This is a genomic window from Pseudarthrobacter sp. AL07, assembly GCF_029960665.1.
Taxonomy (GTDB): Bacteria; Actinomycetota; Actinomycetes; order Actinomycetales; family Micrococcaceae; genus Arthrobacter.
Genome location: NZ_JASBRB010000005.1, coordinates 45,852 through 64,073, shown reverse-complemented (window position 1 = coordinate 64,073; position 18,222 = coordinate 45,852). Strand labels below are relative to the sequence as shown.

Sequence of the window (18,222 nt, the reverse complement as noted above, 5' to 3'; positions counted from 1 at the left end):
ACATTCCACAAGAAGATCAGAGAGCGTTTGGAGAAAACCTGCAGGAAGTGAGAGAGCGTCCGGGGCGGTGAGCGGACGACGGCGGGAGGCCACCCGCCGTCGTACGCTCACTGAAGCTGCCGACAGCGTCAGGCGTCGATGAGGTCCTGGTTTTTGTCGTCGTCCTTTACAGGCCGGTTCCAGGCATCGCCCTGTTCGCGGTCCAGGTGCGTGGCCTTACTACGGTGAGGGAGTCCTGATCCGCCTCCAGCAGGGCACCCTGCACTCCGGTGGCCTCAGCGAGGACCGGGCGGACGTCCGGGACGCGGTGGCCAGGGCCAACCTGAACCTCAACGACACCACGCTCACCCCGCTGCGGCCGTTCGGGCCATCCTCCGAGGTGATCTCCCGCTCCTTCGGCAGCGCGAGCCAGGTCCTGGGCGAGGCCGTCCTCGAGGTCAACCTGGACGCGGCCCGGCAGAAACTGCGGGAGCGATGGCTCGTGGTCGGATTGGCGGCGGCGGCCCTGGCGGCGCTGCTCCTCCTGGGCGCGTCCCGCGTGACCGAGTGGGTCCTCCGGCCCGTGAACCGCCTGAACGCGGCCGTCACTGAACTTGAGGCAACAGGCCGGACCGGACAGCTTCCCGAAGCCGGGCCGCCGGAACTTCGGCAACTGAGCCGTTCATTCACCACCATGGCGCAGACCGTCAGCAACAGCCTCGAGTCCCAACGACAACTGATCGCGGACACATCGCACGAACTGCGAAACCCGGTCGGTGCCCTGCGGCTCAGGATCGATCTGCTGCAACTGGAACTTAAGACCGCCCGGGAACACGACGCCGCGGCAGGGGTGTTGGCGGAGCTCGAACGCGTAGAGGAGATCCTGGACGGGGTACTGAAGCTGGCGGCCGCCGAGCACAGGGCCTCTGAAGACTCCGCCAGGGGCCCGCTGGGAACCGCGTCCCGCGCGGCGCAGGCGCCCCTCGATCCTTATCCGGTTCTGCAGGAAGAAGCCGAACGGGCGGGCCCTGCCGCCCATCGCAGCGGGGCATCGATCCTGCTCGAAGATCCGCCTGCCCCCGCCGTGCACATCGCCTGCAATTCGGCAGAACTGGCCCAGATGGTCGGCGAACTTCTGAACAATGCCATCAAGTACGCTCCCGGCGCCCACATCTCGGTCGCTGCCCGCGCCCGCCAAGGCACGGTGTCCATCGAAGTGTCCGACGACGGCCCCGGGCTTTCGTCCGACGAACGGACAGCGGCCATGAGCCGCTTCTGGCGGTCCCCGGTGCAGCGGACCACTCGCGGCACCGGGCTGGGCATGACTATCGTGGACAAGCTGGCAGTAGCCAACGGCGGCCGGCTGGTGCTCGCCGAGGCAGCGCCTCACGGCCTGATTGCGCGCCTCGAGTTTCCGGGTGCAGGGGACTTGCCGGGACCCTTTGCCGGACCGGAGCAGGTGGCGCCGCGTGCCTGACCTGACCGGAGCGCTGGACCTACCCACGCCTCCCCCGCTTCCCCCGCGGCGGACCGTCCTCAAGGCCGGGCTCGCGGCCGGTTTGTCCGGGCTGCTCCTGCCAACCCTGGGTGCGTGCACGCCCACGGGCCGCCCGGGCACCGTCACCGTGGCCGGCGGCGAGCCTGGCGGCTTCTATCTGGAGTTCGCCGAGCTGCTGGCGGCGTCCCTCCAGCGTCACGGGGTGGCCGGCCAGGCGTCGGCGCTGACTACCGGTGGCAGCCTGGACAACCTCGAATATCTGCTGACCGGCAAAGCCACGTTCGCCGTCGCCCTGGCGGATTCGGCGGCCCAGCGCACCGCGGTAGGTGAGACGCCCGCCGTCGGACTTTCCGCCGTTGGGAAAGTGTACGAGAACTACGTCCACTGCGTCATCCGGCGGAACAGCGGGGTCCGGGATATCGGCGGGCTTGCCGGCCGGACTGTGGCTGTCGGTGAGCCCGGCTCGGGGACGTCGCTGACCACCCCGCGGCTGATCGAGGCTGCCGCGCTCAGCTCCACGGCCGGGACGGCGGGCGGCGTCACAGTGCTGAGCCTCGGCCTCAACGAGGGCCTCGCGGCCTTGCGGGACGGAACGGTGGACGCGCTGTTCTGGTCAGGTGGCGTGCCTACCGCAGCCATTGCCGCCGCGAACGACGACGTCGGGCTGGGTTTCCTGGATCTGTCGCCGCTGCTGCCGGCACTGCGGGCGAAATACGGCGTCTTCTACGACCGGGTGCTGATCCCTGCGGGCGCCTACGCGGGCATTCCGGCCGTGTGGACCGTGGGCGTGGCGAACCTGCTGCTGTGCCGGATTGACCTTGATGACCGTACCGTCAAGCGGACCGTCGAACTGCTGGTGGGCCACGCCGAGGAACTGATCCCGCGTTCCAGCCTGGGGGTCCAGTTCCTGAGTCCGGAATCCTTGATCAACACCGCGGGCTTGCCCCTGCACCCCGGCGCCGCTGCGGCGTACCGGGAGCTCCACGGGTAAGGAAACGCTCTATCACTTGCTGCACCAAATTCCCCGGCCCTCTCTCACTCTCCCCAAGAAAGTGAGAGAGCGTCCTGCGCTCAGCTTCCCGAGTGCGCCTGCAGGAAGCTGTACACCTCGGTTTCGTCCACGCCGGGAAACGCGCCGGGCGGCATCGCGGCCAGTAGGTGCGTGTTCGCCCGGGCCGCCGGCCATGCGTTGCCGGCCCACTCGGAGGCCAGTGCTGCCGGGGGCCGCTTGCAGCAGTTCGGGTCGGGGCACGTGGACTTTTCGCGCGCCGTGGTTTCCCGGCCGCGGAACCATTTCACGTGCTGGTACGGCACCCCGATGCTCAGGGAGAAATCGCCGCTGGCCGATCGCTCGGTCCGGGCCGTGCACCAATACGTGCCGGACGGAGTATCGGTGTACTGGCTGTACGCGCTGAACTTGTCCGGCACATCGAACACCGCCCGCGACGTCCACGCCTTGCATGACGGCTGGCCCTCTATGGCGCCGGTGTGGTCCATCGGGAAGGTCACGCCGTCGTTCTCGTAGGCCTTGTAGATGATGCCGCTCTTGTGGGTCTTCTGGAAGTGGGTGGTGAGGCCCAGGTGCTTCGTGGCCAGGTTGGTGAAGCGGTGCGCGGCGGTCTCGTAGGACACGGCAAAAGCATCCCGGATGTCCTCCACGGCGATTTCCTTGGCAGTCTTGGCCTTCTGCAGGAAGTCCACGGTGGCCTGCTCGGGCAGCAGGAGCGCGGCCGCGAAGTAGTTGGTGGCCACCCGCTGGCCGAGGAAGTCGCCGTAGTTTTTCGGCGTCTCGTGCCCCAGCACGTAGTGCCCCAGCGCCTGCAACAGCACAGAGCGGGGGTCGTGGTCCTGCCGCTGGCTCTGCGTCAGGTAAATTCTGTGATTCTTCAAATCCGTCACTGAACGGGTTGAATGCGGCAGGTCGCTCACGTGGTGGAGGGTGAATCCGAGCTTCTCGGCGATGTCGGCGATGACGTGCTGACTCAGCGGCCCGGCCGTGTAACCCACCAGCCCCAGGACCTTCTGCGCCTCGGCTTCATACTCCGGGAAGTAGTTGCCGCGCTCACGCATCATGGCACGCAGCTCACCGTTCGCGCGGCGGGCCTCCTCCGGCGTCGCCACCTGCTCGTTCAGTTTGCGTTCGAGCTCGTGCAGTAGCCCCACCTGCGCCTCCAGCACATCGACCGGGAGCCGTGAGCTGATGCGGATTTTGGGCAGATTAAGGGACTCGTACAGGGGTCCGCGCTGGTAGCGTTCGAGCTCAATTTCCAGGGCCGCTCGGCGGCTCGGCGGCTCGGCGCCAAGCAACTGGTCGATGCTTACATTCAGGGCAGAGGCCAGTCCCTGCAGCAGGGAAAGTTTGGGCTCCCGTTTGCCGTTTTCGATCAGGCTCAACTGGCTGGGGGCGGTCCCGACGGCAGCGCTCAGGTCGTCGAGGGTGAGCCCGGCCTGCTTGCGCAGATGCCGCACCCGGCGGCCCAGGCTGATGACGTCCAGTTCCGGGGAGGCGGCGGACGACGGCGGCGGTGTGACTTCGCGATTCCAGCTTCCAGGCGTCATTTCTTGAGGATACGCGAAGAAGTGCATTTCTTTCCAGGGTTTTCCCCTAGAGAAGTGTTGTGAAGTGCTGAAAAGTAGTGATCACGGAAAGAAACACCGCACCGGGGTAGTCGGCCGGAACTGCAAGGAAGCAGCTCCGGCCGGCAATATCCACCCGGAGCTCAATCTAGGAGACAACGATGACTGCAGCATTTGAGCCCACCCAGCAGACGCCCCAAGAGCAGGCCGCCGCCCTGGAGCTCGAGTGGGCCGCCAACCCCCGCTGGGAAGGTGTGACCCGTGACTACAAGGCAACGGACGTCGTCAAGCTCCGCGGCCGGGTCTCCGAAGAGCACACGCTGGCCCGCCGTGGATCCGAGAAACTGTGGAAGCAGCTCACCGAAGAGCACAAGACCGGCGGGTACACCAACGCCCTGGGTGCCCTGACCGGCAACCAGGCCGTGCAGCAGGTCAAGGCCGGCCTCCGGGCCATCTACCTCTCCGGCTGGCAGGTCGCCGCCGACGCCAACAACTCCGGCCACACCTACCCGGACCAGTCGCTGTACCCGGCCAACTCGGTTCCCACCGTGGTCCGCCGCATCAACAACGCACTCCTCCGCGCCGACCAGATCGAATTCTCCGAAGGCATCCAGACCGTTGAGGACTGGATGGTCCCGATCGTCGCCGACGCCGAGGCCGGCTTCGGTGGCCCGCTGAACGCCTACGAGCTCATGAAATCCATGATCCAGGCCGGCGCGTCCGGCGTGCACTGGGAAGACCAGCTCGCCTCGGAGAAGAAGTGCGGCCACCTCGGCGGCAAGGTGCTCATCCCCACCCAGCAGCACGTCCGCACCCTGAACGCCGCCCGCCTGGCCGCCGACGTCGCCGGCACCCCCTCGGTGGTCATCGCCCGCACCGACGCCGAGGCCGCCACCTTGATCACCTCCGACGTCGATCCCCGCGACAAGGAATTCGTCACCGGCGAGCGCACCCCGGAAGGCTTCTACAAGGTCCGCAACGGCATCGAGCCCTGCATCGCCCGTGCCAAGGCCTACGCTCCGTACTCTGACCTCATCTGGATGGAGACGGGCACCCCGGACCTTGAGCTGGCCCGCAAGTTCGCCGAGGCTGTCAAGGCTGACTTCCCGGACCAGATGCTCTCCTACAACTGCTCGCCGTCGTTCAACTGGCGCAAGCACCTGGACGACGCCACCATCGCCAAGTTCCAGCGTGAACTCGGCGCCATGGGCTTCACGTTCCAGTTCATCACCCTGGCCGGCTTCCACGCCCTGAACTACTCGATGTTCGATCTCGCCCACGGTTACGCCCGTGAAGGCATGAGCGCCTACGTCGAGCTGCAGGAGAAGGAATTCGCCTCCGAGTCCCGCGGCTACACCGCGACCAAGCACCAGCGCGAAGTCGGCACCGGCTACTTCGACGACATTGCAACTGCGCTCAACCCGAACGCATCAACCCTGGCACTGGTGGGATCCACCGAAGAAGGCCAGTTCCACTAAATTTCCCCAAGTAAGTAGCAGTAAGTGTCGTTTTGGAGGCTCAAAAGGACACTTACTGCTACCCAGTTGGGCACAGCACCAGGAGAGATTGAAATGAACAGCTTCACTGACAGCTTCACCATCAACGGGATCACTTTGACCGCGCAGCCCATTTGCCGGCAGGACGAGGTTCTCACTCCGGATGCACTGGAGTTTGTCGCCAAGCTGCACCGCGCCACGGCCGCGCGCCGGCAGGAACTCCTGCAGGCACGCCGGACCCGCCGGGCCGAGATCGCCGCCGGCCAGGACCCCAGGTTCCTCCGCGAAACCGAGGACATCCGAAACGACCCTTCGTGGCGCGTCGCTCCCCCGGCCCCTGGCCTGGAGGACCGCCGGGTGGAGATCACCGGGCCGGTGGACAAGAAAATGACCATCAACGCGCTGAACTCCGGCGCAAAGGTGTGGCTCGCTGACATGGAGGACTCCTCCACCCCCACGTGGCGGAACGTCATCAAGGGCCAGCTTAACCTCACCGACGCGCTGGAACGCCGGATCGACTTCACGAGTCCTGAGGGCAAGGAATACAAGCTCCGCCCGGCCGGCGAGCTGCCCACCATGGTGGTGCGCCCCCGCGGCTGGCACCTGCCCGAGAAGCACATGATCATCGACGGCGCTCCCGTGGCCGGCGGCATCGTGGACTTCGGCCTGTTCTTCTTCCACAACGCCCGCCGGCTCCTGGCCCAGGGCAAGGGCCCGTACTTCTACCTGCCCAAGATCGAGAACCACCTCGAGGCACGGCTATGGAATGACATCTTTATCCTCGCCCAGGACCTGTTGGGCATCCCGCAGGGCACCATCCGCGCCACCGTGCTGATCGAGACCATTACCGCGGCGTTCGAAATGGAGGAAATCCTCTACGAACTGCGTGATCACGCCTCGGGCCTGAACGCCGGCCGCTGGGACTACATCTTCTCCCTGATCAAAAACTTCCGTACCCGCGGCCCCCGGTTCGTCCTGCCGGACCGCGCCCAGGTGACCATGACGCAGCCGTTCATGCGCGCCTACACCGAACAGCTGGTCCGTGCCTGCCACAAGCGCGGCGCCATGGCCATCGGCGGCATGGCCGCAGCCGTCCCCAACCGCAAGGACGAGGCCGCCAACACCAACGCGTTCGAGAAGGTCCGCGCCGACAAGACCCGCGAGGCCAACGACGGCTTCGACGGCTCCTGGGTGGCCCACCCGGACCTCGTGCCGGTCTGCCGCGAAGTGTTCGACGCCACCCTCGGCGAACGTCCCAACCAGCTGTACCGCACCCGTGAGGACGTCATCCCAGACGACCGCGCCCTCATCAACGTGGCCGCTACCGAGGGCACCATCACCGAGCAGGGCATCCGGAACAACATCGAGGTAGGCATTCGCTACGTCGAGTCCTGGCTCCGCGGGAACGGCGCCGTCGCCATCCACAACCTCATGGAAGACGCCGCCACCGCGGAAATTTCCCGCTCCCAAATCTGGCAGTGGATGTTCGCGTCCGCCATCACAGACCGCGGCGAAATCATCACCCACCAGTGGATCGAGGAACTGCTCGACGAAGAGTTCGCACGCCTGGAACGCTTCGACGGCGACCGCTTCGAAGACTCCCGCGACATCTTCGAGGAAGTCACCCTCAGCCAGGACTTCCCGTCCTTCCTGACCCTCCCTGCCTACGCCCGCTACCTCACCGAGGCCCGCGAAAAGGCAACCAAAGAGGAGCTCGCCGCGGCCTAGGCTGCGGCAGGCTACTGAATAGATTTCCGTCTGCCGGGCAGGCACGCCCTTCGCAACAGGCATCCCCGAGATCCGGGGCGCCGGCCCGGCGACGGAACACCCCGTGTGACCCCGCCGACGCTCTCTCGCTATCCTCAAGATAGTGAGAGAGCGTCGGTTGTTAAGCTGCGTTAAGTGAGAGAGCGTTGGTAAATCATGAAAGGGCAGGCAGGGAACGTACGACGGCGGGACGCGTCAGCGTCCCTTCGGCACCAGCCGCACGGCCAGGGTCGTGCAGACGGAGAACATCAGCACCGAGCCCAGGATCACCAGCAGCGCCGGGGTCCAGGAACCCGAGGCGTCGTGCACGAAGCCCACCAGCGGCGGGGCCACCGCCCCGAAGCAGTAACCGAGCCCCTGGACCGTGGCGGACATCCGGCCCGCGGACACCTGGTCCCGGGCCAGTTTGATGATCGCGATGAAGATCAGCGTGATCCCCCCGCCCTGCGCGACGCCGCCGAAGGTGGACCACAGCCACCACAGCTCAGGCGCCAGCAACAGCCCGGCCGGCACGGCCGTCCACAGCACGCCAATGGTGACGGCCGTCGTCGTCGTACTGAAATACTTGGCCGCGAACGGCACTCCCAGGCCGCCAACAATGGCGAAGATCTGGAACAGCGATGCACCTGCCCCGGCCGCCGAGGCGGACATGCCTAGCTCGTCGTTGAGGTAGCTCGGCAGCCACGCCGTCACTGCGTAGTAGGAAAACGCCTGCCCGGCGAAGCCTGCGGTGAGCCCGGCGGTAATCCAGCCGGACCCCTTGACGGCCGGGTGCTCCTGCCCGCCGGCCACCACGGTGCGGGAGGGCACAAACGCGGTGCGGGCGCCCACGGCGAGGATCCAGAAGACGATGGCAATCACGGCCAGGATGCCCACGGCGGCCAGGGCCACCCGCCACCCGGCCAGCTCGGCCAGGGGCGCCGTGACCATCGATGTCAGGAATGAGCCGATATTCAACGCCGCGGTGTACACACCCATGGCGGTCCCTTGGCGCAACGGGGAGAAGTCGCGGCGGATAATCAACGGCACTGCGATGTTGCCCACCGTGATGGCCAGGCCGATCATCACCGTGCCCACCACCACCGGTCCCGGGCCGCCCGCCGAGCGCACAATCACGCCGGCCAGGACGCCAAGGATGGTGAGGGAGACGGCGAACTCCGCGCCGAGTTTCCGTGTGGTCAGTGACGCCAGCGACGCGGCGAGCGCGAAGCACAGCACCGGGATGCTGGTCAGCAGGCCCAGCATCACGGGGGTAAATCCGAGGTCGGCCTGCATCAGGTCAACCACCGGGGCAACGGCAACGAAGGGCCCGCGCAGGTTCAGCGCCAGCAGTCCGATGCAGGCCAGGAGGATCCAGGCCTTGGGAACTTTGGCCAGGAATTGTCCGCTCATGAGGATTCCGCGGTGGCTGGAAAGGATTTCATCACTTCCATTGCTACCACGCCGGGCTGTGCCGGAAGCCGCAGGCCGCGTCATGGCGCTCTGGCATACGATGAAGCTCACACCGGCCGGCCCCAACGTGCGGGATATTGAGCCGCACCGTCGTACTGCCGCACCCCTCGGACGAAGGAACTTCACATGCAGCAACGGCTTGCCATCCTCGACGACTACCAGGACGTTGCGCATGCCTTTGCCGACTGGGCCTCTCTGGAAGGGTCCGGTGTGGCAACGTCCGTCTTCCGCGAGCCCTTCCAGTCCGAACACGCCCTGGCAGCCGCGCTGGCCGACTATCAGATCGTCATTGCGATGCGCGAGCGGACCCCGTTCCCCCGCACAGTGCTGGAACGGCTCCCGGGGCTGAAGCTGCTGGTCACCACCGGCATGGCCAATGCCGCCATCGATGTGGCCGCGGCAACGGAACTTGGCATCACCGTGTGCGGCACGCCCGGGTCCCCCACCGCCGCGCCCGAACTGACCTGGGCGTTGCTGCTCGCGATCGCCCGCAACCTCCCGGCCGAGGAGAACTCGCTGCGCGCCGGCACGTGGCAAACCTCGGTGGGCATGGAACTGTCCGGCAAGACGCTGGGCATCGTGGGCCTGGGCAAGATCGGGCGGCGGATCGCGGCGTACGGGCAGGCATTCGGGATGGAGGTGCTCGCCTGGAGTCAGAATCTGACCGATGAGGCCGCCGCGGAAGCCGGTGTTCAGAAGGTCAGCAAGGAGGACCTCTTCAGGAATTCCGACGTCGTGTCCCTCCACCTGCGGTTATCTCCCCGTTCCGAGGACATCGTGGGTGAGCAGGAACTGCGGCTCCTGGGGCCGGAAGGCATCCTGGTGAACACCTCGAGGGGTCCGCTGGTGAACCAGGACTCCCTGGTGCGGGCTTTGAACGAGGGTTGGATCCGGGGCGCGGCCCTGGATGTTTTTGACCAGGAACCACTTCCCGCGGGCCACCCGCTACTCAGCGCCCCCAACACTGTGCTGTCTCCGCACCTCGGCTACGTGACGGCAGAGAGCTACCGGCAGTTCTACGGCGGCGCGTTCGAGGACGTTAGGGCCTGGCTGGAGGGGACACCGGTCCGCGTGGTTACCACCTAAAGGCGGTTAGCCGGCCGCCTGGAGCGTTGCCTCAATGGCTGCAGGCGACAGCACGTACTGCGTGACCATCTGGCTCGCACCAAGAATCGCCGCCTGATCCCCGGCCACGGAAAGGGCGATCCGCAGGTGACTGGTTGCCAGCGGCAGGGACCGCCGGTAGACCACTTCGCGGACGCCAGCCATCAGGTGCTCACCGGCCTGGCCGAGGCTCCCGCCGATGACGATGACGGACGGGTTGAGCAGGTTAACCACTGTGGCGAGCACATCGCCCACATCCCGGCCCGCCTGGCGCAGCGCTTGGATAGCCTGCAAGTTGCCTTCGCCCACCAGCCGCAGCACGTCGCTGCCCTTGGCTGCAGGCACACCCTGCCGCTCCAGTTCAGCGGCCAGGGCCGGTCCTGACGCGAGCGCCTCGAGGCAGCCATGGTTTCCGCACCGGCACAGCACGTCGTCACCACGTGGCACGCGTACGTGGCCCAGATCGCCGGCCGTTCCGTTGGCGCCGCGCTGCAGTTCGCCGTTGCTGATGATCCCGGATCCGATGCCGGTGGCCACCTTGATGAACAGGAAATTCCCGTGGTCCGGCCAGTGCGCCGTCCGCTCCCCCAGCGCCATGATGTTCACGTCATTGTCCACCAGCACCGGAACTGCCAGCGAACGCTGGACGTACGGGACGACGTCGAACCCGTCCCAGCCCGGCATGATGGGCGGCTTGACGGGCTTTCCGGTGGCGTGCTCCACGGGCCCCGGCAGGCCGATCCCCACGCCGGCGAGGTCGCGCGGTTCCCGCCCGGCCTGCTCAAGCAACGCCCGTCCCTCCTTGATCACCCGGCCCAGCACCGCCTCGGGGCCGGCAGCCACATCCTGGGCCAGCCGCCGCTCCGCCAGAACCCGGCCGCTGAGATCGGTGACGGCAACAATCACGTGGGTGGCGCCGACGTCGACGGCCAGGACGGCGCGTGCCGCTGGGTTGAAGGCAAAGCGCGACGGCGGCCTGCCACCGCTGGAGTTCGCCTCACCCGCCGCGCCCACCAGTCCGGAAGCGATCAGGGCGTCGATGCGCGCGGCGACAGTTGAACGTGCCAATCCGGTGGTCAGGGCCAGCTCCGCCCGCGTCCGGGCCTTGCCGTCCCGCAGGAGCTGGAAGAGGTCGCCGGCGCGCGCCAGGCCGACGCCGTGGTCTGGGGCGGCGTGCTCGGTTCCGGGGCTGAGGCTCATGGATCATGAATAACACATGAAACTTCTGCCTGTCACGCGAAATAAAGAATAGCGGCATCCAGGCAACTTTTGCTTGACGATCGTCAAAAGTAATTCTAGCGTTAGTGGAAGTGGCATCGCCCTCAGCACGGCAGCACCCAATCAACGTGGATTCGTCTGCAATCAGGAGAACCAATGAAGTACTCGATCCAGCTCTATTCGCTCCGGGACGAGATCCAGGAGGATCTGCCCGGCACTATCCGCAAAGTCGCGGAGATCGGCTTCACCCAGGTTGAGCCCTACAACTTCGTGGCGACGGCCAAGGAACTCGGCGCCGCCCTGAAGGAAAACGGCCTCACCGCCCCGTCCGGACACGCTCCGCTCCTCAGCCAGGACCAGGACGAAATCTTCGCGGCAGCCAAAGAACTGGGCATCACCACCGTCATCGACCCCTTTATCCCGGCCGAACGCTGGCAGTCCGCCGAAGACATCCAGGCCACCGCCACCGGCCTCAATGCCGCAGCCAGGAAGGGCGCCGGATACGGCATCCGCGTGGGTTATCACAACCACCAGTGGGAACTTGAATCAACCATCGAGGGCCGTACTGCGTTGGAGTACTTCGCGGACCTCCTGGACCCAGAACTGGTCCTCGAAGTGGACACCTACTGGGTTGCCGTGGGTGGCCAGGACCCGGTGGCGGTGCTGGAGCGCCTGGGCGACCGGGTGAAATTCATCCACATCAAGGATGGACCGCTCAACACCGACACTAAGGCGCAACAGCCGGCGGGTCAGGGCAAGGTCGCTGTGCTGGACGTCATCGCCGCCGCAAAATCCCTGGAAGTGGGCGTGGTGGAGTTCGACGACTATGCAGGCGACATCTTCGAAGGCATCGCCGAGAGCCTCGCCTACCTCAATGCCGCACAGGCAACCGGCACGGCCGGAACACTCGCATGAGCCACGCAGCATCGACCCGCCGCGGCCCGGTTGGAGTAGCCGTCATCGGCGCCGGAAACATCAGCAAGCAGTACCTGGACAACCTCACCGTCTTCCCGGACCTCAAAGTCCACGTGATCGCGGACCTCTTTGAGGAAGCCGCCGAAGCCCGTGCCAAGGAATACGGCATCGCGGAGTGGGGCGGCGTGGACGCGGCACTGAACCATCCCGACGTCGAAATCATCGTGAACCTGACCATCCCGGCGGCGCATGTGGAAGTGGCCACGGCCGCCGTCAATGCCGGCAAGCATGTCTGGACCGAGAAGCCTTTCTCCCTGGACCGCGCGTCCGGGCTCGGCCTGCTCAAAACCGCCGACGCCGCCGGGATCCGCCTCGGCTGCGCCCCGGACACCTTCCTCGGGGCCGGCCTCCAGACCGCCTTGCGGCTCATCGAACGCGGCGACATCGGCACGCCATTGACCGCCATGACCACATTCCAGACCCCCGGTCCGGAATCCTGGCACCCCAACCCGGCTTTCCTTTTCCAGCACGGCGCTGGCCCGCTCTTCGACATGGGCCCGTACTACCTCACCACCCTGATCCAGGCATTCGGCTCCATCCGCAAGGTGGCCGCCGTCGGCTCCAAAGCCAAGGAAGTCCGGGTTATTGGTTCAGGGCCCAAAGCCGGCGAGGAGTTCACCGTCGAGGTGCCCACGCATGTGTCCGCCATGGCGCAGTTCGAGGGCGGGGCGTCCTCGCATAGCGTCTTCTCCTTCGAGTCCCCCCGCGTGCGGATGGGCTTCGTGGAAATCACCGGCACCGAGGCCACGCTGTCCCTGCCGGACCCCAACTATTTCGACGGCGACATCCGCCTGTGGCGTGCCGGTGACGAGGACTGGACCACCGTCCCGGCCACGGGACCCGCCAACGGCCGTGGCATGGGCGTCCTGGACATGGCCAGGTCGATCCGGGCAGGCGTCCCCCACCGCGCCACTGGCGGCCTGGCCTACCACGTCCTGGATTCCATGGTCTCAATCACCGAATCCATGGAATCCGGAACTTTCGTGGACGTCGAAAGCTCTGCTCCGGCATCCCCGGCCCTCCCTGAGGACTGGGCGCCGGAAGCCGCTACCCTCTAGGAACCCCACCATGACCTCACACAAACCAGCGAACAATCCGCGCCCGGAACTCAAAAAACTGGGTGTCGCGATGATCGGTTATGCGTTCATGGGCAAAGCCCACTCGAACGCGTGGCGGAACGTCGCCAGCTACTTCGATGTCCCGGCGTTTGAGCAGAAGGTCCTGGTGGGCCGGGACGCCGCCGGGGTTGCCGAGGCCGCCGGGAAGTACGGCTGGACTGAAACGTCCACAGACTGGCGGACGGTCATCGAACGCGATGACATCGACATCGTTGACATTTGCGCCCCGGGCTGGCTGCACGCCGAAATCGCGATCGCCGCGCTTGAGGCCGGCAAGCATGTCCTGGTGGAGAAGCCGCTCGCCAACACCCTTGCCGAGGCTGAGTCCATGGCGGCGGCCGCCGAGGCAGCCCGGGCCCAGGGTGTGCAGTCGATGATCGGCTTCAATTACCGGCGGGTGCCCGCGTTGGCCCTCGCGAAGGAGCTCATAGCGGAGGGCAGGCTGGGCACCGTCCGGCACGTCCGCGCCGCGTATCTGCAGGACTGGCTCTCGGACGCCGAAGCACCCATGACGTGGCGGCTCCGCAAGGAGACCGCAGGCTCGGGAGCGCTTGGGGACATCGCCTCCCACGCGATCGACCAGGTGCTGTTCCTGCTCGGGGACCAGGTCACCGAAGTGTCCGGCCGGATGCACACCTTCACTACGCAGCGTCCCGGAGCTGCCGGACTGGAGGAAGTAACGGTCGACGACGCCGCTTGGGCAACGCTGTCCCTCTCCTCCGGAGCAATCGCCTCCGTGGAGGTCTCCCGGGTAGCCACCGGCCGGAAGAACTCGCTGAAACTGGAGATCTACGGGGAAAAGGGCGCCATCCTTTTCGATCTGGAGAACCTGAATGAACTGGGATTCCTGGACGCCACCGTGTCCGTCCGCGAGCAAGGCTTCCGCCGGATCCTGGTCAACGAACCGGAGCATCCATATCTTGCGGCGTGGTGGCCGCAGGGCCACATCATCGGCTGGGAGCACACGTTCACCCACGAAATCCGCGACTTCCTGACCGCCATCAGCACCGGAACCCCGCCCTCGCCGTCGTTCGAGGACGGCCTCACCATCCAGCGGATCCTGAACGCCATTGAAGAGTCCGCCGCCGCGAAAAGTTCCATCATCCAACTGGCCGGCGCCGCGGCCGGCACGCCGACAGCCCTGACCGCTGCTTATGAAGGAGCCTGACATGCCCCGCCCCTATACCCTGTTCACCGGCCAGTGGGCCGACCTCCCGTTCGAGGAAGTCGCGCGCCTCGCCTCCGGCTGGGGCTACGACGGCCTCGAAATCGCCGTCTCCGGGGACCACCTGGACGCCTGGCGCTGGGACGAACCCGGTTATGTCGAGTCCAAGCTCGCCGTCCTGGCCAAGTACAACCTCAAGGTCTGGGCCATCTCCAACCACCTCAAGGGCCAGGCCGTGTGCGATGACCCCATCGACTTCCGGCACGAAGGGATCGTGGGCGCGAAGGTCTGGGGCGACGGCGATCCCGAGGGCGTCCGCCAACGCGCGGCCGAGGAAATGAAGCACACCGCCCGGCTGGCCAAGGCACTCGGCGTGGACACCGTCGTCGGATTTACCGGCTCCTCGATCTGGCAGTACGTGGCCATGTTCCCGCCAGTGCCCGCCGCCGTGATCGAGGCCGGGTACCAGGACTTCGCGGACCGCTGGAACCCCATCATGGATGTCTTCGACGAATGCGGCGTCCGGTTCGCCCACGAAGTCCACCCCTCCGAGATCGCCTACGACTACTGGACCACCGTCCGCACCCTCGAAGCGATCGGCCACCGGAAAGCGTTCGGCCTGAACTGGGACCCGTCCCACTTCATGTGGCAGGGCATCGACCCCGTCTCCTTCATCTGGGACTTCAAGGACCGGATCTACCACGTGGACTGCAAGGACACCAAGCTCCGCCCCACCGGCCGGAACACCGTCATGGGCTCCCACCTGCCCTGGGGCGACCCCCGCCGCGGCTGGGACTTCGTCTCCGCCGGCCGCGGCGACGTCCCCTGGGAATCATCCTTCCGCGCTCTCGCCGCGATCGGCTACACCGGCCCCATCTCCGTCGAATGGGAAGACGCCGGCATGGACCGCCTCCACGGCGCGCCCGAAGCCCTCGCAGCGCTGAAAAAGTATGACTTCCCGCCGTCGAACACCTCCTTCGACGCCGCCTTCAAGCAGTAACATCAGGAGTTTTTGTCCAGATAACAAGAGCAAAAGTGCCTTTTGGGGACGTTATCTGGACAAAAACCCGTAGGAAGCGCACGTAGAATCCCTGCATGACCCACACGATCCGAAAGGCCCTAACGGACGACGCCGGCGCGCTCGCCGCACTGGCGGCAGTCACCTTCCCGCTGGCCTGCCCGCCGTCGTCCTCACCGGAGGACATTGCCGCGCACGTGGCCAACACGCTCAGCGAACGGCACTTCCGGGAGTACCTGGCGGATTCTGATGTGACCATCCTGGTCATCGATGCCGACGGCGCGCTCCGCGGCTACAGCCTGCTGGTCAACCGGCCGGCGGAGGACGCGGATGGGGCATCTTCGTTGGAGGTCCTGCCCTCCGTGGAGCTCAGCAAATGCTACGTCCACCCCGACCACCACGGCCTGGGCGCCGCCGCCGAACTGATGAACGCCAGCCTCCTTGCGGCGGCAGAGGCGGGCGCGGCCGGGGTGTGGCTGGGTGTCAACAGCCAGAATGCCCGGGCCATCCGTTTCTACGAGAAGTGCGGATTTCGCAAGGTGGGCAGCAAGTCCTTCCGGCTGGGGACCACTGTGGAGCACGATTTCGTCCTCGAGCGAGCCGCGCCCTAAGCGTCCCCCGGGAAAACTGCCGGTAGAACGCGCCATTCGTTTCACCGTCGGAACTGATGTCGCCGCTCCGGGTGGAGATACAGAAGGAAGACCCTTCCACCACCGTTATGGCCTCAGCCCCGCCAACATCAGCCTCGGTATCGGCATTCCATGCAGTCATGGATGGTCTCCTCCCTCATGACCGCCCGCTGGGGATCGGGCCCGGTTCCGGCGCCCGCATAAGTGCTCTCCCTGTTTGATTCTGGCCTGCATGGGAAGCAACCGGAACCCCGGAACGCTGACTCGTTTCCAGCAGTTTTGCATAGAGGTCCAGGTGGCTGCCCACCATCCTTTCGGTGCTGAACAGATTGAGGGCCCGGTCCCGGCAGTGTGCCCTGTCCAGCCCTGAGGCGAGCGGAAGCAGGGTGTGCAGTTGATCCGTCGGCCCCAGGTAACCTGTCCTTCCATGGTCCACAATCTCCGGCGCGGATCCGATCGACGTTCCCACCACGGGAGTGCCTGTTGAGAGGGATTCAATCATCACCAGCCCAAATGGTTCGGACCATTGGATGGGATTCAGGAACGCCATCGCTTCGCCCATGAGCTGATACTTGTCCGCGTCCCCCACTTCGCCCAGGAAATCCTCGTTGGAGCCCAGGAGCGGCTCGATGACGGAGCGGAAATACTCGATCTCGTCAGGCGCGCGCATCTTGGCCGCAATACGCAGCGGAATTTCGGCCCTGCGGGCGATTTGGATGGCTTCAAGGATCCCTTTGTCCGGGCAAATCCTGCCGACGAAACAGGCATAGCCGCCTCTCCCTGAACCGATGGGCACGGAAGCGACGTCCATTCCGTGATGAATCACGCGCGTGATCGGGACGTCGCTCACGCTGGAGGCCTGGTCACGTGAGATCCCGACGATGGCCGTGTCGGTGGCCATAGCCCGGTATAAATCGGCCGACGTCCGGGTGAGGGGACCGTGAATGGTGGTCACCACCGGGGCGTTGGATTTCCGCCGGGCCATCAGTGGCCCGGCCAGGGTGTGGTCGTGGATGATGTCCACGTCGCCCAGGCCTTCATAGGCCCTGACGACATGGCTGAGCTCTGACAGCGTGAACCCCAGTTCAGCAGGTCTTGAAGGCCTCATGCCTGGTACCAGGGATGCCGGACACGTGCTGTCCGAAGCCGCGGCCAACAACACCTCGTGCCCGGCCGCGATGAATCCCCGCGCAAGAGAGTCAACAACCCTCTCTATGCCCCCATATCCGATGGGGGGGACCGGAATCCAAGGTGCTGCAACAAGACCTATCCGCATGATTGTCCTCCGCGAGGATCACATGCCACGCCCCCAGACCTGGCTATGGTGTGTTCCGAACGGCCTCTGCTTAACCCGTTGTTCCGACTATCGCCCCGCGAGGGGCCCCATTTCAAGCCCCAATGTGACAGGTTCGACACCACCGGCGGGGAATGGGCGCCTGACCTGCACCGTTATGGCAAGCATGAAGATTGAGATCTGGTCAGACGTCGCGTGTCCGTGGTGCTACATCGGCAAGCGCCGCTTCGAGGCCGCCCTGGCCCGGTTCCCGCACCGCGACGCTGTGGAGGTGAAGTGGCGCAGCTACCAGCTGGACCCCACCCTCCCCGAGCACTATGACGGCACGGAGCTGGAGTACCTGAGCACGCGAAAGGGCATGGCGCCGGCGCAGGTCTCGCAGATGTTTGAGCACGTCACCGAGCAGGCCAAAGGCGAAGGCCTGGACTACCGGTTCGACCAGGTGGTGGTGGCCAACAGCTTCACCGCACACCGCCTGATCCACCTCGCGGCCGAGCACGGTCAGCAGGATGTCGCAAAGGAACGCCTGCTGAGCGACCACTTCGAACACGGCAAGGACATCGGCAACGCCGAATACCTCACGGCTTTAGGCCAGGAGCTGGGCCTCAGCACCGGTGCAGTCGCCCAACTCTTCACCACGGACAAATACGCCGACGACGTCCGTTTCGATTTCGAGGAAGCCCGCGCCCTGGGCATCACGGGCGTGCCGTTCTTCGTGATTGACCGCAAGTTCGGCCTTTCCGGTGCCCAGCCGGCCGAAACGTTCACTGCGGCGCTACACCAGGCCTGGCAGGAGACAAACCCCCTGGTTCTGGTCAACGACGCGAACGGCAAAGACGGCGAGTCCTGCGGCCCGGAAGGCTGCGCGGTCTGAACGATCCGGGACTACACAGGGCCGGCCCGATCAGTTTACTGACACATCGCGGTAAAGT

At 65.8% G+C, this 18,222-nt stretch carries 14 protein-coding genes and 1 pseudogene; 11 read left to right on the top strand and 4 right to left on the bottom strand.

The annotated features are described in order from the left end of the window. Positions 1–220: 220 nt before the first annotated feature. Positions 221–1,456: pseudogene (locus QK290_RS06795) on the top strand (HAMP domain-containing sensor histidine kinase); the annotation flags it as partial. Continuing rightward, on the top strand, positions 1,449–2,468 hold the full coding sequence (locus tag QK290_RS06790; RefSeq protein ID WP_282329928.1) for a TAXI family TRAP transporter solute-binding subunit: 1,020 nt from the start codon (positions 1,449–1,451) through the stop codon (positions 2,466–2,468). The pseudogene QK290_RS06795 and the gene QK290_RS06790, both read left to right, overlap by 8 nt. A gap of 80 nt (positions 2,469–2,548) precedes the next feature. Here the strand turns inward: QK290_RS06790 and QK290_RS06785 are convergent, their stop codons facing one another. Further along, the gene (locus QK290_RS06785; RefSeq protein ID WP_282329927.1) at positions 2,549–4,063 is read right to left on the bottom strand and encodes an XRE family transcriptional regulator; all 1,515 of its coding nucleotides are present in this window, start codon (positions 4,061–4,063) and stop codon (positions 2,549–2,551) included. A gap of 152 nt (positions 4,064–4,215) precedes the next feature. Here QK290_RS06785 and aceA point away from each other — a divergent pair, with 152 nt between their 5' ends. Then, positions 4,216–5,532, top strand: coding sequence for an isocitrate lyase (gene aceA / locus QK290_RS06780; RefSeq protein ID WP_282329926.1), 1,317 nt, complete (start codon positions 4,216–4,218; stop codon positions 5,530–5,532). A 93-nt stretch (positions 5,533–5,625) separates the two neighbouring features. Then, positions 5,626–7,278, top strand: coding sequence for a malate synthase A (gene aceB, locus QK290_RS06775; RefSeq protein ID WP_282329925.1), 1,653 nt, complete (start codon positions 5,626–5,628; stop codon positions 7,276–7,278). A gap of 234 nt (positions 7,279–7,512) precedes the next feature. Here the strand turns inward: aceB and QK290_RS06770 are convergent, their stop codons facing one another. Next, on the bottom strand, positions 7,513–8,709 hold the full coding sequence (locus QK290_RS06770; protein WP_282329924.1) for an MFS transporter: 1,197 nt from the start codon (positions 8,707–8,709) through the stop codon (positions 7,513–7,515). A 186-nt stretch (positions 8,710–8,895) separates the two neighbouring features. Here QK290_RS06770 and QK290_RS06765 point away from each other — a divergent pair, with 186 nt between their 5' ends. Next, the gene (locus QK290_RS06765; protein WP_282329923.1) at positions 8,896–9,855 is read left to right on the top strand and encodes a D-2-hydroxyacid dehydrogenase family protein; all 960 of its coding nucleotides are present in this window, start codon (positions 8,896–8,898) and stop codon (positions 9,853–9,855) included. Positions 9,856–9,861: 6 nt separating this feature from the next. Here QK290_RS06765 and QK290_RS06760 read toward each other — a convergent pair whose 3' ends face one another. Then, positions 9,862–11,073, bottom strand: a complete 1,212-nt coding sequence (locus QK290_RS06760; protein ID WP_282329922.1) for an ROK family transcriptional regulator — start codon at positions 11,071–11,073, stop codon at positions 9,862–9,864. Positions 11,074–11,247: 174 nt separating this feature from the next. On the opposite strand from QK290_RS06760, the gene QK290_RS06755 reads away from it, so the two are divergent. The 5 genes from QK290_RS06755 to QK290_RS06735 all read left to right on the top strand — a co-directional run bounded on the left by QK290_RS06755 (position 11,248) and on the right by QK290_RS06735 (position 15,978). Beyond that, positions 11,248–12,006, top strand: a complete 759-nt coding sequence (locus QK290_RS06755) for a sugar phosphate isomerase/epimerase (RefSeq protein WP_282329921.1) — start codon at positions 11,248–11,250, stop codon at positions 12,004–12,006. Beyond that, entirely contained in the window at positions 12,003–13,124 is a 1,122-nt protein-coding gene (locus QK290_RS06750; RefSeq protein ID WP_282329920.1) for a Gfo/Idh/MocA family oxidoreductase, read from the top strand. Before QK290_RS06755 ends, QK290_RS06750 begins: the two co-directional genes overlap by 4 nt. Before the next feature lie 10 nt (positions 13,125–13,134). After that, positions 13,135–14,352 carry a Gfo/Idh/MocA family oxidoreductase gene (locus tag QK290_RS06745; RefSeq protein WP_282329919.1) on the top strand — a complete coding sequence of 406 codons (1,218 nt, stop codon included), beginning with the start codon at positions 13,135–13,137 and terminating at the stop codon, positions 14,350–14,352. A gap of 1 nt (position 14,353) precedes the next feature. Beyond that, a complete protein-coding gene (locus QK290_RS06740; protein WP_282329918.1) occupies positions 14,354–15,349 on the top strand; it encodes a sugar phosphate isomerase/epimerase family protein in 996 nt (331 codons plus the stop codon). Positions 15,350–15,444: 95 nt separating this feature from the next. After that, positions 15,445–15,978 carry a GNAT family N-acetyltransferase gene (locus QK290_RS06735; protein ID WP_282329917.1) on the top strand — a complete coding sequence of 178 codons (534 nt, stop codon included), beginning with the start codon at positions 15,445–15,447 and terminating at the stop codon, positions 15,976–15,978. A gap of 175 nt (positions 15,979–16,153) precedes the next feature. On the opposite strand, the gene QK290_RS06730 is transcribed toward QK290_RS06735, so the two are convergent. Beyond that, positions 16,154–17,272: a glycosyltransferase family 4 protein gene (locus QK290_RS06730; RefSeq protein ID WP_282329916.1), complete on the bottom strand. Its 1,119-nt coding sequence runs from the start codon at positions 17,270–17,272 to the stop codon at positions 16,154–16,156. A 184-nt stretch (positions 17,273–17,456) separates the two neighbouring features. Here QK290_RS06730 and QK290_RS06725 point away from each other — a divergent pair, with 184 nt between their 5' ends. Beyond that, the gene (locus tag QK290_RS06725; protein ID WP_282329915.1) at positions 17,457–18,164 is read left to right on the top strand and encodes a DsbA family oxidoreductase; all 708 of its coding nucleotides are present in this window, start codon (positions 17,457–17,459) and stop codon (positions 18,162–18,164) included. Positions 18,165–18,222 lie beyond the last annotated feature (58 nt).

Excerpts from the sequence above, each read along its gene's own strand:
- QK290_RS06785 (WP_282329927.1), bottom strand. The coding sequence starts at position 4,063 with ATGCACTTCTTCGCGTATCCTCAAGAAATGACGCCTGGAAGCTGGAAT.
- aceA (WP_282329926.1), top strand. The coding sequence starts at position 4,216 with ATGACTGCAGCATTTGAGCCCACCCAGCAGACGCCCCAAGAGCAGGCC.
- aceB (WP_282329925.1), top strand. The coding sequence starts at position 5,626 with ATGAACAGCTTCACTGACAGCTTCACCATCAACGGGATCACTTTGACC.
- QK290_RS06770 (WP_282329924.1), bottom strand. The coding sequence starts at position 8,709 with ATGAGCGGACAATTCCTGGCCAAAGTTCCCAAGGCCTGGATCCTCCTG.
- QK290_RS06765 (WP_282329923.1), top strand. The coding sequence starts at position 8,896 with ATGCAGCAACGGCTTGCCATCCTCGACGACTACCAGGACGTTGCGCAT.
- QK290_RS06760 (WP_282329922.1), bottom strand. The coding sequence starts at position 11,073 with ATGAGCCTCAGCCCCGGAACCGAGCACGCCGCCCCAGACCACGGCGTC.
- QK290_RS06755 (WP_282329921.1), top strand. The coding sequence starts at position 11,248 with ATGAAGTACTCGATCCAGCTCTATTCGCTCCGGGACGAGATCCAGGAG.
- QK290_RS06750 (WP_282329920.1), top strand. The coding sequence starts at position 12,003 with ATGAGCCACGCAGCATCGACCCGCCGCGGCCCGGTTGGAGTAGCCGTC.
- QK290_RS06745 (WP_282329919.1), top strand. The coding sequence starts at position 13,135 with ATGACCTCACACAAACCAGCGAACAATCCGCGCCCGGAACTCAAAAAA.
- QK290_RS06740 (WP_282329918.1), top strand. The coding sequence starts at position 14,354 with ATGCCCCGCCCCTATACCCTGTTCACCGGCCAGTGGGCCGACCTCCCG.
- QK290_RS06735 (WP_282329917.1), top strand. The coding sequence starts at position 15,445 with ATGACCCACACGATCCGAAAGGCCCTAACGGACGACGCCGGCGCGCTC.
- QK290_RS06730 (WP_282329916.1), bottom strand. The coding sequence starts at position 17,272 with ATGCGGATAGGTCTTGTTGCAGCACCTTGGATTCCGGTCCCCCCCATC.
- QK290_RS06725 (WP_282329915.1), top strand. The coding sequence starts at position 17,457 with ATGAAGATTGAGATCTGGTCAGACGTCGCGTGTCCGTGGTGCTACATC.